Here is a 14,605-nt window from a genome sequence, read left to right as displayed (position 1 = left end):
GTGATGAGAATTAAAATTAAAATCAGATGCAAACAATGCGGTGAACGATTTACATTACGAGGCAAGAAAGATCGGGGCCGGATTGAGACGGGATTCAAGCAGTGCCTATGTGATAACAGAGACCAGTTCGAAATTGAAGAAGAGGGCATGGCAACTGGGATTCAGCTGAATTAAAAGGAGGACCCAAACGCTACTTTAGCAGCCTGCTTGTGTAAGGACTGGAAATCGCATGCATAAGAGATCTTTCTTCGATCCACAATAGAGGTAGTGGTTTAGAAGAAAGGAGACTCTACCGATGTATAAACGATTAAGTTCAGTCATGTTTCCGATATTTGCGGTTCTGCTGGTCGGTGCGCTCGTGTGGGGCTATCAGGAGAATCAGGAGAAGAATGCAATTCTGATCAAGGCAGAGAATCAATATCAGCGTGCATTTCACGATTTATCTTTTCATATGGACAAATTGCATTCGGAGATTGGCAACACCTTGGCGGTTCACTCTACATCACAGGGGATGCATCGCAAAGGTCTGATGAATGTATGGCGACTCACCAGTGAAGCGCAGAATGAGATCAACCAACTGCCACTCACCATGCTGCCATTTAACGAGACAGAGGAGTTTCTCTCGCGTATTTCCAACTTTGCCTATCGGGCGTCGATGCGTGACTTGACGAACGAACCGCTAAGTGAGAAGGAAATGGGCAACCTGAAAAAGCTGTATCAGAATTCATCCGAGATTACCAAGAATCTGCAGGATGTGCAGCAGAAAGTCCTGACGGACCGATTGCGCTGGATGGATGCAGAGACTGCCATGGCAACACAAGAGCAAACCATGGACAACACGATCGTTGATGGTTTTCGTACTGTAAACAAAAAGGTACAGGAATACCCGGAGCTTGATTGGGGTCCTTCCGTATCCAACATCTATGCAAAACGATCAGTCAAGAAACTGGACGGCTTGCCGGTGACCAAAGAACAGATTCAGAGCAAGGCTGCAAAATTCTCTGATGCGGATCGTAGCAAAATCCAAGTGCAGGAGAACGGCAAAGGAACAGACTGGGAGTCCTACACTGCCACGATTGATCATGCCAACAATGGCAAACTGATGATGGATTTCACCCGTAATGGCGGAATGCTGATCTCTTACAGTGATACGCGTCCAATCGGAACCAAAAAAGTGTCTCGTCAGAATGCCATGGCTAAAGCAGATCAATTTCTAATGAACAAAGGCTATAAGGATATGAAAGCTGTAAACTACGATGAATATGGTAATCTGGGTAACCTTACTTATGTGCGTAAGCAAGGGGACACCTTGATTTATCCCGAGAAAATGTCAGTTCGTGTAGGTTTGGATACAGGCGAAGTAACCGGCTTCCAGGCGAGTGACTTTGTTTACGAACATAATGACATGCGCAAAATTCCGAAAGCAACTCTTACGGAGCAACAGGCGCGGAAAAAGCTTAATTCGGAGTTCGAAGAAAATTATGTTCGCAAATCCCTGATTGAGAATGATTACAGCAAAGAAGTATTGTGTTATGAATTCGGAGGGAAAATTAACGGTTCTCGTTACCGGATATACATTAATGCGAATACAGGAATAGAAGAAGCGGTTGAAGAGATCAAACCGGTCAATGCAACCTCATAAAAAGATGGATAATTTGAATTTGAAGTTGAGCGAATAACTGCGGCAGACCACGATGTGGTCTGTTTTTTTCTTGTTCAATGTGAGAAAGGTCATGGTATAATAGTCCTTGTACATACGAAGATAAATACATAAAGTGGCGGTGAACAGCTTGTTTCCGAAAATAAATGAAATTTTATACATCCACATTGCTTCTGCAGATGAAAAAGAGGAACACAAAGAGTACAAATCACGCATTGCAGATATGGATGACAGCAGTTTTCTGATTGAGGTCCCGATGCAACAAGGAAGCAGCCGTCTGAAAAGGCTCTTTTTCGGAGATGAATTGTCCATTTCATATATTACGGAGGATGGGGTCCGGCATTATTTTAATACCTATGTCACGGGATTTGAGGAAGATGTGGTCCGTCTTGTCCGTATCCGCAAACCGCTTCCGAGCGATATATCCAAAATACAACGGCGCAGCTTTCTTCGTGTTCATGCGAACCTCGAATTGGCCATCCAGAGTGAAGATCTGACCCGTGCTGTCGGATTGACTGAAGATATTGGCGGTGGTGGATTGTCCATCTACGGCGAAACAGGTTTCTCAATAGCTGAAGGTCATAAATTGAAATGCTGGTTGCTGGTTCCCTACCGGAATTCAACCATTGAACATGTGAATTTTGAAGCTGAAGTTGTGCGGATCAAAACCCTGGAAACCGGCAGACAGCTATGCATGTTGAAATTTGTGCAGATTTCAGATTCGGAGCGCCAGAAAATTATCAAGTTTTGTTTTGAGCGGCAACTTGACTATCGCACGAAATAGGAATGTTGTGGCATAAAGAGAGGGAACTGCGGGTACCGTAATGAAAAAAACGGAGGTATTGCCTTGAATCGTCGTCATGCAACCCGCAGATATGAACGACTTTATTATGTTTTCTCCAGGCGAATGGAACGAAAGGTTACGATTCTGATTGCAGCCCTTCTAATCCTGCTTGTGGTATATCAATTGCTGCTGTTGGTACCAGGCTTCAAAAAGAATTTGACCACCATTGACCGCCTGGAAGGAACGCCAATTGAAGTGCAAACGATGAATGATTACAACCGTCGTTGATTTGTCTGTTTTTGCATCCATGTGTAGAGTGTGGTATAATTTTCACGATGCAGGCAATGCCTGTTTTTTTATTGAGGTTTATCGTTTGAGGAGGAATGCCCCGTTGGCAAGCCAGAACACATCAGAGAACGGGAAAATGAACGTTGCAATTGACGGACCTGCCGGTGCCGGGAAAAGCACGGTGGCCCGATTGGTTGCAGAGGCGCTCGCGTATGTATACGTCGACACAGGCGCAATGTACCGTGCGGTAACCTTGCATATGCTTCGGAAAGGTATTACACCGGAAGATGTGACACAGGTACTTCAGGAAGCCCAAAAGCTGGTCATTGATTTACAACCGGATCCCGACGGACAGAAAGTGTTCTGTAATGGGGAAGAAGTAACCTCGGAAATCCGCTCCCGTGAAGTGACGGGAATCGTGTCCCGATATGCGCAAATCGAGGGGCTGCGTACGCAATTAGTGGATACTCAGCGGCAAATGGCTTTGCGCAAGGGCGTCGTCATGGATGGACGCGATATCGGAACGACAGTACTGCCCGATGCGGAAGTGAAAATCTTCATGACTGCCAGTGTGGAAGAGCGTGCGCTTCGCCGCTTCAAAGAACTGGACCCCTCTGAAGGACTGACGTTGCAACAGCTGGAGCGAGACATTGCCACCCGTGACAGATTGGATGAGAATCGGGAAATTTCCCCATTGCGTTGTGCTGAGGATGCTATTGTCCTTGATACAACGGAGATGAACATTCATGAAGTGGTTGACAAAATCGTATCTTATTGCACAATGGTCAGAGGAGAGATCGGTCTATGATTTACACATTTTGCAGCACATTACTGCGGATCATTTATACCATTCTTTTCCGCTTGGAGGCCGTTGGACGGGAGAATATTCCGAAAGAAGGCGGCGTACTTTTATGTTCCAATCATATTAGTAACTTCGATCCTCCAACCGTTGGTATCAAACTTCGCCGTCAGGTACGTTTTATGGCCAAAAGCGAATTGTTTGAAATTCCGGTACTCGGCCGAATTATTAAAGCCGTGGGCGCTTTCCCCGTTAAACGTGGAGGTGTCAGCAAGGAATCCATCAAAACCTCACTCAATATTTTGCGTGATGGTCAAGTGCTTGGAATCTTCCCCTCGGGAAGCCGTCACAATGATGGAGGTATCGGCAAAAAAGGGGCAGCGAGTTTTGCTCTCCGCAGTGGCGCTACAGTTATTCCTACTGCTATTATCGGTAACTACAAAGTTTTTCGTAAGATGAAAGTTGTATATGGAGCACCAGTAAGTTTGGACGAGTTCAAGGAAGACCCATCTGGAGAAGCTCTGGAGAAGGCGACTGAAAAGATTATGTCCAAGATTAACGAGATGGTGCAAACGGGCGTGCCAAGCAAGTAATGGCTTCGTCGGTAGCTGAGTGCATGTTTCCATATTTTTGAGGGAGACTAAAGTTTGAGCACTCAGTGATGAAAGTGTTTTGAACTCTGCTACAGGCAGGTTTGAATATAATGGGGTTTTTGAATTGAGGAGGGTATTTGACATGTCGGAAGAAATGAAAAATCAAGAAGCAACCCAAGATGAGTTGGATCAATTCGTTTCCTTGAAAAAAGGAGATACCGTAAAAGGAACCATCGTCAAATTGGAAGATAACCAAGCCTATGTGAGCATTGGATATAAATATGACGGTGTCATTCCAATTCGTGAACTGTCTTCATTACATGTTGACAGCGCGTCTGACGCAGTAGAAGTTGGACAAGAAGTTGAAGCTAAAGTTCTTAGCATCGACGACGAGAAAGAAAAACTCGTTTTGTCCAAACGTGCAATCGACAGCGAAAACGCATGGGATCAATTGCAAAAGCATTTTGAAGACCAAGACGTATTCGAAGTTGTTGTAGGTGATGTTGTTAAAGGCGGTCTGGTAGCAGACGTGGGCGTACGTGGATTTATCCCGGCTTCCATGGTTGAACGCCATTTCGTTGAAGACTTCAGCGACTACAAAGGACGCACACTGCGTGTTAAAGTGAAAGAGATCGACCGTGAGAACAACAAAGTGATCCTTTCCCAAAAAGACGTACTGGAGCAAGAATTCGAAGCAAACAAAGCTACAGTAATGGCTGGTTTGCAAGAAGGTCAAGTGATCGAAGGTACAGTACAACGTTTGACTCAATTCGGTGCATTTGTTGATGTGGGCGGAGTTGACGGTTTGGTTCACGTATCCGAGCTGGCTTGGACACACGTTGAAAAACCATCCGACGTACTGTCTGAAGGTGATAAAGTTAGTGTGAAAGTGCTGAAAGTTGACCCTGAAAAAGGCAAAATCAGCCTGAGCATGAAAGCTGTTCAACCAGGTCCTTGGGAAACAGCAAGCGAAAAATTCAATTCCAGCGATATCGTAACAGGTGTTGTAAAACGTCTGGTAGACTTCGGTGCATTTGTTGAAATCGCTCCTGGTGTTGAGGGACTTGTGCATATCTCGCAAATCTCCCACAAACACATCGGCACTCCTCATGAAGTGCTGAAAGAAGGACAAGAAGTTCAAGTTAAAATCTTGGACATGAACCCTTCTGAGCAACGTGTAAGCTTGAGCATCAAAGAAACAGAAGAAGCTCCAGCTCAACCACAAAAATCAGAAAGACCTTCAAGAAACAACGCTCCGCGTGAAGAAATCAACAATCCAAACGTTTCCTTGAACAATCAAGGTATGAGCACTACGCTTGGCGAACTGTTTGGAGACAAACTCAGCAAATTCAAATAAGTTAACAATGCATGGTTCTAAGTTATATACTGCATATTTTGCTGAATAACAAAAGCAAGATCGGCGAGCCCAAGGCGGGTTCGCCGATTGTTTTTATTGCGAGTAATTTGGCATGAAACGTTAGCCAAGATATATCTTTTTTGCTATGATGAGTATCGTAAGTATGGACAGGAGGAGTGGAATGTATGGCAAGACCCGTTGTGGCAATTGTCGGACGACCGAACGTGGGTAAATCCACCATTTTCAATCGGATCATCGGCGACAGACTGGCCATTGTGGAAGACAAGCCGGGCATTACCCGTGACCGTATATATGGAATCGGTGAATGGAACGGTAAACCATTTAGTATCATTGATACAGGTGGTATCGAAATTGATGGTGAAGATGTAATCCTAAAATCGATTCGGATGCAAGCAGAGCTCGCTATTGAAGAAGCGGATGTTATTGTATTCATGTGTGATGCAAAAGCAGGTATTACGCAATCGGATGAAGAGGTAGCAGAGATGCTCTACCGCTCAGGCAAGCCTATTGTTGTAGCCGTTAACAAAGTGGATAATATCGGACGAAGTGAGCTCATTTATGAGTTTTATGGATTTGGTTTCGGTGATCCCATCGGCGTATCCGGAAGTCACGGTACAGGTGTAGGTGACTTGCTTGATGCAATTGTGGAGAAGTTGCCAGAACTTGAGGAAGAGACTTACGATGAAGATGTCATTCGTGTAGCTCTGATCGGACGTCCGAATGTGGGTAAATCTTCACTGGTGAACGCTATTCTGGGTGAAGAACGTGTCATTGTAAGTGACGTGGCTGGAACGACCCGGGATGCAATTGATACACCTTTTGAAAAAGACGGCCAACGTTACGTGCTGATTGATACAGCAGGTATGCGTAAGCGTGGTAAAGTATATGAAACAACTGAGAAATACAGTGTAATGCGTGCGATGCGTGCGATTGAGCGTGCAGATGTTGTTCTGATTGTCATTAATGGTGAAGAAGGCATTATTGAACAGGACAAGCATATTGCAGGATATGCATTCGAAGCTGGTAAAGCGTCATTGTTTGTTGTGAACAAATGGGACGTGGTAGAGAAGCATGACAAAACGATGAAAGAGTTTGAGAGAAAAATTCGGGATCACTTCCTGTTTATGACTTATGCTCCAGTCGTATTCTTGTCAGCCCTCACAAAACAACGCTTACAAAAATTGTTGCCGGTTGTGAAAAGGGTAGCAGATCAACACTCGTTACGTGTACAAACACATCTACTTAACGATGTGGTGTCTGATGCGGTTGCAATTAACCCTCCGCCAACGGATAAAGGACGGAGAATGAGAATTAACTATGTGACTCAGGTTGCCGTTAAGCCACCGACCATGGTTGTTTTTGTGAACGATCCGGAATTGATGCACTTCTCATATGAGCGCTACCTGGAGAATAAAATCCGTGCAGCGTTTGACTTCGAAGGAACACCAATTCGCATATTTACTCGGAAGAAGTCCGACGAAAGTTAGGGGAGAAGTGTGTGATTTTACAAATCGCAGCGATTGTACTGAGTTATCTGCTCGGTTCGATCAGCTTTAGTGTCCTCCTTGCCAAAGCGATACGGGGGATCGATATTCGTCAGCACGGAAGCGGAAACGCGGGAGCTACCAATACATTGCGTATTTTGGGTAAAGGACCGGCAATTGCTGTTCTGTTACTTGATGTACTTAAGGGTGTTGCAGCTGTATGGATTGGAATCTGGCTGAGTAACGGTTCTGCCTGGATTCCTGCACTCAGTGGTATAGCAGCCATTGCAGGACATAACTGGCCGCTTTACTTCCATTTTCGTGGAGGAAAAGGCATTGCCACAGCCATTGGTGTTCTGGTAAGTCTTGCTTTCCTGCCTGCGTTATGTGCTGGGGTGATCGCCATTCTGTCTATTGTATTGACACGCTATGTTTCATTGGGGTCTCTGATTTTTGTAGCATTTACACCCATCTTTATCATGGTATTACCCGGATATTCAATGAATATCTTCTGGGGGAGTCTGATTATTTGTCTGTTTGCGTTCTGGAGACATCGTACCAATATTGCGAAGCTCGCCAAAGGACAGGAAAATAAATTGGGATCGAAAAACCCTGGAGGGGGTAAACGAGTTGTCTAAAAAAGTTGCTGTTCTAGTCGCTGGGAGCTGGGGAACAGCTCTCGCCAGTGTACTCGCCGCCAATCAGTTGGATGTGATGATGTGGACACGTGGTGAAGACCAGGCTAACGAAATCAATAACAAGCACACTAATACTCGCTATCTTCCGGATGCGGAGCTTTCACCACGGATTCAAGCAACAACTGATATGGAAGCTGCGGTGGAAGGCGCTATAGCTGTGTTAATTGTTGCGCCTTCATCAGCCATGCGTGCAGTTACGAACCAGCTTAAGGCTTATTACAAGCCTGAGATGTTAGTCATTCATGCAACCAAAGGTTTTGAGACAGAAAGCCTCAAACGGATGTCCACAGTCATTTCAGAAGAGCTTGAATGTGAAGAAGGACGTGTGGTTGTTCTTTCTGGCCCAAGCCATGCGGAAGAAGTGGTGAAGCGTTGTCCAACGACAGTGGTTGTAGCTTCACTGGATAAGGCATCTGCCGAATCTGCCCAAGCTTTGTTTATGAATGCTTATTTCCGGGTTTACACGAATCGGGATATGATCGGTGTTGAGCTGGCTGGTGCATTCAAAAATATCATTGCTCTTGGTGCAGGTATGTCCGATGGTCTTCAATTTGGTGATAATGCCAAAGCCGCTTTGCTAACACGCGGTTTGGCAGAGATCACACGTATTGGTGTTGAGATGGGAGCAAATCCGCTAACGTTTTCGGGACTTGCTGGAATCGGGGATCTGGTTGTAACGGCTACAAGTCAGCACAGTCGGAACTGGAGAGCAGGTTCCATGTTAGGCCAGGGACAGAAGCTGGATGATGTTCTGAAGTCCATGGGCATGGTGGTAGAAGGCATTCGAACTACGCAAGCTGCCTATTTCATCTCACAAAAATACGGTGTACAAATGCCAATTGCGGATCAGTTATATCACGTTTTATTCCAGGAGAGACAGCCGCGTGATGCGGTTGAAGCCTTGATGGGACGTGACCCGAAGACTGAAATGGAAGTCATGAAGCTTGAAACCTGGGAGCAGTGGCATTCCTGATTGTAATCAGCCTAAACGTACCTTGTGAAATAAGAAGCTTATTCACCTTTTCTGTAGCAGACTCATACTATACACATGAGTATTGCCGGAGGAGGGGAGACGAATGGGTAACAACATTTCCAAAGATGCACTGAATGCAATCAATAAGAAAACGGGTAAAACGATAACGGAAGGTGCCGTTAAGAAATTGGCAAGCACGGTGAAACCAACGACGATTCAGAATGAAGCTCAGTTGCGCCAATTGATCAAACAAGTATCCGCCATGGCGAAAGTTCCGGTATCTGAGGATACGGTTAAGGATATTGTGAGTGCGGTCAAGAAAAGCGGATTGAATCCGAGCAGTATGGAATCGTTAATGAAAATGATGATGAAAAAATAATAGATCACACCTGCATGTGCAGGTGATCCAGTAAGACAAAAAGACGAGTCGGCTTCTGCCGGCTTGCTTTTTTGTCTTTTTTTTGGAAAGTTGAGCTGAATTTCGTGTTATAATGGTTGCAATTGTCACAGTGTCAGTGATGAATATCGGACTGAAGGGGAGACTGCTGGATTATGAGCGCAATGGACAAGATGTGGCTGTCATTGGTGGCCATCCTCATTATGGGACTATCTGTATTCCTGATTACGTTTGCTCGTGCCAAAACAAAAGGTATTGTACGGGGGATTCTTTCTCTGATTGCATTTTTGATTATGCTGATTGGCTTGTTCGGTGGAATCGCTTCTCTGACCTGATTTCCCATGCCTTAAGGATAACATCCGCATAAGCACATCATAAGAACTGACACAATGAACACGGATGAGGGGAGTGTGAGCCTATGGGGCCGCATGATACGGAGGGTCGGACAGAGCGTTATCCGGAATTACACGCGGCTTTGCTGGAAACGGCCAAAGCCTGGAACACACAGCCACAGACATGGTTACTTGGAGGAAGTTGTGGGTTGCTGCTTCAAGGGGTGGAGTTGCAACAGGCTCCGAGAGATATTGATATCTATGCGGATGTTGCTGCTGCTAAAGAACTTCACCGTAGCGCTCCGGGGGAAATGCTTGACGAGCCTACAGTGGACAAGACAGGACCGTATGCTTCTCTGCTGAGCCACTATCAGGTGGGTGAATGTGCGCTGGAACTGGTTGGTGGTTTCGAAATATGGGCTCGCAAAAGTTGGTACCGTATTGAGATTGAACATGTACTTGCTCCGCATGCACCAGTAGGACAAGTGGGTTCATATAGCCTGCGACTGATGCCGCTTGCGCATGAGCTGTTGTTTAATCTGCTGCGAGGTCGTGAAGATCGTTATGTCCCCATTGCGACACAGATGCGCGAGCAGCCAGATGCACATCAACCTATAATGATGCTATTAAGTCAAAAGAATGTATGGACAAGCCGCTTCAGAGCCGAAGTGGAAGAGCTTGTTGGCTTTACATGGCCCCAGTAGGTTGAGGGAGGAAAATGATGGACTATAAAGTTACTTTTTTACCTATGAACAAATCGATAGCGCTCAAACCAGGGGCAACACTTCTGCATGCAGCACGACGTGCTGGAGTCAAGATTACGACCCGATGTGATGGCAAAGCGGCTTGCCTGATGTGCAAAGTGAACGTGGATGAAGAACATCGGACGGAACTGTATCCACCAACAGATGCAGAAAAGCGCAAGCTGGGTTCACTGTTGGAAGCAGGTACACGACTGTCCTGTCAGGCCAAGGTGTGTGGATCTCTATCGGTTCATGTTCCAGAGGACCCGCTGAAGGCAGCTATTCGGAAACAACTGGAACGTCAACAACAGGAAGACGACTGGTTCTGAGTGTTATAACATTGATTCTCTAATGAGTTATTCAAGGAGGACACGAATGATTAGGAACAAGCCAAAATGTGTGGAAGGAAGCGGACGGCAGCGTCTGAAACATCAGACGGGCGGTCTGCTGTTATTCCTGTTGTTTGCTTTTACAGCAACTGGTTGTATGTATCCATCCCAGAGCAATTCAGACCCTAAGATAGCCTATCGGGAAAGCGTGAGCCGCATCCAGAGTGCGGTCGAGGCATTTCAGCAAGATGAGGGGATTTTGCCAATCATCAATGCAGATATGGAAACGCCAAAATATGAAAAGTTCAGAGTGGACCTGCCCAAGTTGAAACAACTGGGGTATCTGGATGAAATACCGGGGACTGCTTTTGAAAGTGGTGGGAGCGCTTACTTCCTTATTCAGGACGAAGAAGTGAATCCGACCATTAAAGTGATGGATCTTCTGACCGTACAGAAAGTAAACGATGTGCAACGAATGGTTAATCAATATAAGTCCGTACATAACAATAAGCTGCCAAGCGGGGAAGAACTGTATCCGGGGTTATATGCTGTGAATATGGAGCAGGCTGCTCAGGCAGGTACTCCTTCCATTACGCTGAATAGTGTATATTCAGGTCAGGCGTTACCGTTTATGATGGATGACGAAGGCAAGGTCTATGTAGATTATGCTTTTGATATTATGCAGGCAGTGGAAAAGTCTGACGTGTCTCCAGCAGAGACTGAAGATGTTCGGGATTTGCTGGTGGAACACTCCTACTTCGTACCTGTAAAATCCGTTTTCTACGCTTGGAAAAATAATGCGCCGGTTGCCCAGCCCATAAAATAAGCATGGTTGCAATTCAAATGATTTAGCTGTATGACCACCATGGCTCTAATGGTTCAAAAAGAGATATTCCAAATAAGGGATATCTCTTTTTCTTTTGTCAGTATGAGCAATAACCGTCATAAAAGCTTCGCGGATCACATAAAGTAGATTGAAATAAAGACGCGCAGTCCGAGATCGGGGGATTCTCCTAATGTCATCACCTTAAGATAAAAAAAACAAAAATACGCGTCATATTGCCGCATACGGATACATAAGATGATACTAGTCCAATTGCATGTACGAGTTAACGCCGCTCTCGCCGGTTTCATCAGAATGCAACGTTCGGCGGCGGACGACTTCCGGGCACTCACAAAGGCGGCTCTACCGTTGCAGGGATTTCAGTCTTCTGATTGAAAAAACGAAGCGGATGCTCTTTAGCATTTTTCCTTCGGAGTAATTTAGGGAGGGGATTTCATTGGAGAAAGTGGACATTTTTAAGGACATAGCTGAGCGGACCGGAGGGGATATTTATCTCGGGGTTGTCGGCGCAGTCCGGACGGGAAAATCAACATTTATTAAACGATTCATGGAAACCATTGTGTTGCCAAACATCACTAACGAGGCTGACCGTGGTCGAGCGGTGGATGAACTTCCACAGAGTGCAGCAGGTAAAACCATCATGACTACCGAACCAAAATTCGTACCAAATAACGCAGTCCAGATCAAGGTGGCAGAAGGACTTGATGTCAATGTGCGCCTTGTGGATTGTGTAGGTTACGCTGTGGAAGGAGCCAAGGGATACGAGGATGAGAATGGTCCACGCATGATCTCCACGCCTTGGTTCGAGGAACCAATTCCATTCCAGGAAGCCGCCGAGATTGGTACTCGCAAAGTCATTCAGGAGCATTCCACACTGGGTGTTGTGGTAACAACAGACGGCACAATCGCCGAAATTGCCCGCAGTTCCTATGTGGAATCCGAAGAACGGGTCATTGCGGAATTAAAAGAAGTGGGTAAACCGTTTGTCCTGGTCATCAACTCCACTCGTCCTCGCAGTGAAGAAGCCCTGCAATTGCGTAGTGAGCTTGCTGCCAAATACGACATTCCGGTGATGACACTCAGTGCAGCAACCATGACGGAAGATGATGTGACGGGTGTACTTCGTGAAGTGCTCTATGAGTTCCCAGTACATGAAGTGAATGTAAACTTGCCGAGTTGGGTTATGGTGCTCAATGAGACTCACTGGCTGCGTAGCAACTACGAAAATTCCGTACGGGATACCGTTAAGGATATTCGCAGACTTCGTGACGTGGATCGAGTTGTCGCTCAGTTCATGGAATATGAATTCATTGATCGCGCAGGCCTGAGTGGCATGAATATGGGGCAGGGTGTAGCCGAAATTGACCTGTACGCGCCGGATGAACTGTATGATCAGATTCTCGTGGAAGTGGTTGGCATCGAGATTCGCGGTAAGGATCATCTGCTGCAATTGATGCAGGAATTCTCGCATGCGAAGAGAGAATACGACCGCTTCGCAGAAGCGCTGGAGATGGTAAAAACGACCGGATACGGCATTGCTGCTCCATCTCTTGCCGAGATGGCTCTGGATGAACCTGAGCTCATTCGTCAGGGCACCAAATTTGGCGTACGTCTGAAAGCAACGGCACCGTCCATTCACATGATCCGGGTTGATGTGGAATCGGAGTTCGCTCCAATCATCGGTACGGAGAAACAAAGTGAGGAACTGGTGAGATACCTGATGCAGGACTTCGAGAACGACCCGATCAAGGTATGGGATTCAGACATGTTTGGTCGTTCGCTGCACTCCATCGTGCGAGAAGGGATCCAGGGCAAGATTGCCATGATGCCGGATAATGCAAGATACAAATTGCAAGAGACGCTGGGAAGAATCATTAACGAAGGTTCGGGCGGCTTGATCGCTATCATTCTGTAAGACATCAAAAGACCGTAAGGGGGCATCCCCTCGCGGTCTTTTTTATATGATTTCTTTATTTTGGATGAAATGGATAGGAAGAATAGTACTTTCGAAAAAACTTAGCGAGTTTTAGCTTTAAATTGCTAAAACCCATTTACATACTAGGGATTAGCCGTTATATTAATATTCAACTATTGTGATCGAGATCACAGAGATTGGACAGGGGGATACAGAGATGAAAAGAAGAGAGACAAAATGGCTGTGGTTGAGTGTGTTATTAGTATTTACATTGGCGCTGTCCGCTTGCGGAATCAAAAAAGAACCGGCAGCCACTCCGGCTTCGGGTGCATCAGATGATACACCAAAAACGGAAGCAGTTACAGGCCCTCTAAGCGGCAAACGGATTGCACTTATTATGGAGTTTAATACAGGTACTTTCTCGCAGCAATATGTACAAGGTGTAAAAGAAGAAATCGAAAAATTCGGTGGAGAACTGACAACGTTTGTTGCCGATAATGACAAGGCAAAGATGGTATCCTTGCTTGATAGTGCTATTAACCAGAAATTTGATGCCATTCTCACGGATCATGGGGATTCCCTATTAGAGCCAGGCGTGAAGAAGGCAGTAGAACAGAATATTCAAGTGGTCGTGTTTGACGCAGCTATCAGTGTTCCAGGAGCTACAGTCCTGTCGCAGGATGACCAGAAGATGGCTGAACTGACGCTGGAGCAAATGAAAAAAGATATCAATGGACAAGGCAATATTGTCAAAGTATGGGTAGCTGGTTTCGCACCGATGGAACGCCGTCAGATTGCATACGGTGAATTCATGAAAGCAAATCCGGACATCAAGGAAATAGCTACATTTGGTTCTGCACAGAACCCTGCGCTGGATACTCAAGCCAAAATGGAAGCTATTCTCAAGCAATATCCAAAAGGTGAAATTACAGCTGTATGGACTGCATGGGATGAGTTCGCCAAAGGTGCAGCGCGTGCGATTCAACAAGCTGGACGTGATGAGATCAAAGTGTATGGTATCGATATGAGTGACGAGGATCTGCAAATGATTCAGGACCCGAAAAATCCTTGGGTTGCTTCAGCTGCTGTTGATCCAACGGATATTGGTCGCGTCCAGGTACGTTATGCTTATCAAAAACTGAACGGGGACGAGACAGAAGATGCAGTTGTTCTTAACCCGGTCTATGTTCAACGTGAAGCTCTGCCAGATAAACAAATCTCCACTTCTGAGCTGTCAGAGTTCGTTGAAGGTTGGGGTGGCAGCACACAAGGAATCAAGGACTGGATGAGTGAATACGGAATTACTGCTAAATAAGCAGCGTATGGGAAGCGCGCCGCAAGGCGCGCTTTTTCTACCATAATGAAGATGTGCGAGTATGGATGAGAAA

At 45.8% G+C, this 14,605-nt stretch carries 17 protein-coding genes; all 17 read left to right on the top strand.

Annotated elements, in window-relative coordinates; all coding sequences use genetic code 11:
• The first annotated feature begins 3 nt into the window (after positions 1-3).
• The 17 genes from C170_RS31125 (at position 4) to C170_RS06915 (ending at position 14,532) form a co-directional block, all read left to right on the top strand.
• The gene (locus C170_RS31125) at positions 4-174 is read left to right on the top strand and encodes a hypothetical protein (RefSeq protein ID WP_164783335.1); all 171 of its coding nucleotides are present in this window, start codon (positions 4-6) and stop codon (positions 172-174) included.
• 121 nt (positions 175-295) lie between these two features.
• Positions 296-1,642: a germination protein YpeB gene (gene ypeB / locus C170_RS06990; protein ID WP_036607717.1), complete on the top strand. Its 1,347-nt coding sequence runs from the start codon at positions 296-298 to the stop codon at positions 1,640-1,642.
• A gap of 148 nt (positions 1,643-1,790) precedes the next feature.
• Entirely contained in the window at positions 1,791-2,444 is a 654-nt protein-coding gene (locus C170_RS06985; RefSeq protein ID WP_036607716.1) for a flagellar brake protein, read from the top strand.
• A 63-nt stretch (positions 2,445-2,507) separates the two neighbouring features.
• Positions 2,508-2,732 carry a hypothetical protein gene (locus tag C170_RS06980; protein ID WP_036607715.1) on the top strand — a complete coding sequence of 75 codons (225 nt, stop codon included), beginning with the start codon at positions 2,508-2,510 and terminating at the stop codon, positions 2,730-2,732.
• Between the two features lie 103 nt (positions 2,733-2,835).
• The gene (gene cmk, locus C170_RS06975) at positions 2,836-3,540 is read left to right on the top strand and encodes a (d)CMP kinase (RefSeq protein WP_036607714.1); all 705 of its coding nucleotides are present in this window, start codon (positions 2,836-2,838) and stop codon (positions 3,538-3,540) included.
• Positions 3,537-4,124, top strand: a complete 588-nt coding sequence (locus tag C170_RS06970; protein ID WP_036607713.1) for a lysophospholipid acyltransferase family protein — start codon at positions 3,537-3,539, stop codon at positions 4,122-4,124. Before cmk ends, C170_RS06970 begins: the two co-directional genes overlap by 4 nt.
• 142 nt (positions 4,125-4,266) lie before the next feature.
• Complete coding sequence (gene rpsA / locus C170_RS06965; protein WP_036607712.1) at positions 4,267-5,481, top strand: 30S ribosomal protein S1; 1,215 nt, start codon at positions 4,267-4,269, stop codon at positions 5,479-5,481.
• Between the two features lie 185 nt (positions 5,482-5,666).
• Positions 5,667-6,989, top strand: a complete 1,323-nt coding sequence (gene der / locus C170_RS06960) for a ribosome biogenesis GTPase Der (RefSeq protein ID WP_017687684.1) — start codon at positions 5,667-5,669, stop codon at positions 6,987-6,989.
• 11 nt (positions 6,990-7,000) lie between these two features.
• Positions 7,001-7,624: a glycerol-3-phosphate 1-O-acyltransferase PlsY gene (gene plsY / locus C170_RS06955; protein ID WP_036607711.1), complete on the top strand. Its 624-nt coding sequence runs from the start codon at positions 7,001-7,003 to the stop codon at positions 7,622-7,624.
• Positions 7,617-8,657: an NAD(P)H-dependent glycerol-3-phosphate dehydrogenase gene (locus tag C170_RS06950; RefSeq protein ID WP_036607707.1), complete on the top strand. Its 1,041-nt coding sequence runs from the start codon at positions 7,617-7,619 to the stop codon at positions 8,655-8,657. Before plsY ends, C170_RS06950 begins: the two co-directional genes overlap by 8 nt.
• A 103-nt stretch (positions 8,658-8,760) precedes the next feature.
• Positions 8,761-9,036 carry a stage VI sporulation protein F gene (locus C170_RS06945; protein ID WP_017687687.1) on the top strand — a complete coding sequence of 92 codons (276 nt, stop codon included), beginning with the start codon at positions 8,761-8,763 and terminating at the stop codon, positions 9,034-9,036.
• 173 nt (positions 9,037-9,209) lie between these two features.
• Entirely contained in the window at positions 9,210-9,389 is a 180-nt protein-coding gene (locus C170_RS06940; protein WP_036607705.1) for a DUF2768 family protein, read from the top strand.
• Positions 9,390-9,472: 83 nt separating this feature from the next.
• Positions 9,473-10,090, top strand: coding sequence for a hypothetical protein (locus C170_RS06935; protein ID WP_036607703.1), 618 nt, complete (start codon positions 9,473-9,475; stop codon positions 10,088-10,090).
• A gap of 17 nt (positions 10,091-10,107) precedes the next feature.
• Positions 10,108-10,458, top strand: a complete 351-nt coding sequence (locus C170_RS06930; RefSeq protein ID WP_036607701.1) for a 2Fe-2S iron-sulfur cluster-binding protein — start codon at positions 10,108-10,110, stop codon at positions 10,456-10,458.
• A gap of 46 nt (positions 10,459-10,504) precedes the next feature.
• On the top strand, positions 10,505-11,284 hold the full coding sequence (locus C170_RS06925; protein WP_051447048.1) for a hypothetical protein: 780 nt from the start codon (positions 10,505-10,507) through the stop codon (positions 11,282-11,284).
• Between the two features lie 454 nt (positions 11,285-11,738).
• Positions 11,739-13,217: a stage IV sporulation protein A gene (gene spoIVA, locus C170_RS06920; RefSeq protein WP_036607700.1), complete on the top strand. Its 1,479-nt coding sequence runs from the start codon at positions 11,739-11,741 to the stop codon at positions 13,215-13,217.
• A 217-nt stretch (positions 13,218-13,434) separates the two neighbouring features.
• Positions 13,435-14,532 carry a sugar ABC transporter substrate-binding protein gene (locus tag C170_RS06915; RefSeq protein WP_036607698.1) on the top strand — a complete coding sequence of 366 codons (1,098 nt, stop codon included), beginning with the start codon at positions 13,435-13,437 and terminating at the stop codon, positions 14,530-14,532.
• Positions 14,533-14,605: the final 73 nt, after the last annotated feature.

The organism is Paenibacillus sp. FSL H7-689, assembly GCF_000517905.1.
Lineage (GTDB): Bacteria > Bacillota > Bacilli > Paenibacillales > Paenibacillaceae > Paenibacillus > Paenibacillus amylolyticus.
Note: the sequence above shows the minus strand (reverse complement) of the source record. Positions and strands in the feature narration are given on the sequence as shown.

Excerpts from the sequence above, each read along its gene's own strand:
- ypeB (WP_036607717.1), top strand. The coding sequence starts at position 296 with ATGTATAAACGATTAAGTTCAGTCATGTTTCCGATATTTGCGGTTCTG.
- C170_RS31125 (WP_164783335.1), top strand. The coding sequence starts at position 4 with ATGAGAATTAAAATTAAAATCAGATGCAAACAATGCGGTGAACGATTT.
- der (WP_017687684.1), top strand. The coding sequence starts at position 5,667 with ATGGCAAGACCCGTTGTGGCAATTGTCGGACGACCGAACGTGGGTAAA.
- rpsA (WP_036607712.1), top strand. The coding sequence starts at position 4,267 with ATGTCGGAAGAAATGAAAAATCAAGAAGCAACCCAAGATGAGTTGGAT.
- C170_RS06935 (WP_036607703.1), top strand. The coding sequence starts at position 9,473 with ATGGGGCCGCATGATACGGAGGGTCGGACAGAGCGTTATCCGGAATTA.
- C170_RS06925 (WP_051447048.1), top strand. The coding sequence starts at position 10,505 with ATGATTAGGAACAAGCCAAAATGTGTGGAAGGAAGCGGACGGCAGCGT.
- C170_RS06970 (WP_036607713.1), top strand. The coding sequence starts at position 3,537 with ATGATTTACACATTTTGCAGCACATTACTGCGGATCATTTATACCATT.
- C170_RS06945 (WP_017687687.1), top strand. The coding sequence starts at position 8,761 with ATGGGTAACAACATTTCCAAAGATGCACTGAATGCAATCAATAAGAAA.
- C170_RS06930 (WP_036607701.1), top strand. The coding sequence starts at position 10,108 with ATGGACTATAAAGTTACTTTTTTACCTATGAACAAATCGATAGCGCTC.
- C170_RS06915 (WP_036607698.1), top strand. The coding sequence starts at position 13,435 with ATGAAAAGAAGAGAGACAAAATGGCTGTGGTTGAGTGTGTTATTAGTA.
- C170_RS06940 (WP_036607705.1), top strand. The coding sequence starts at position 9,210 with ATGAGCGCAATGGACAAGATGTGGCTGTCATTGGTGGCCATCCTCATT.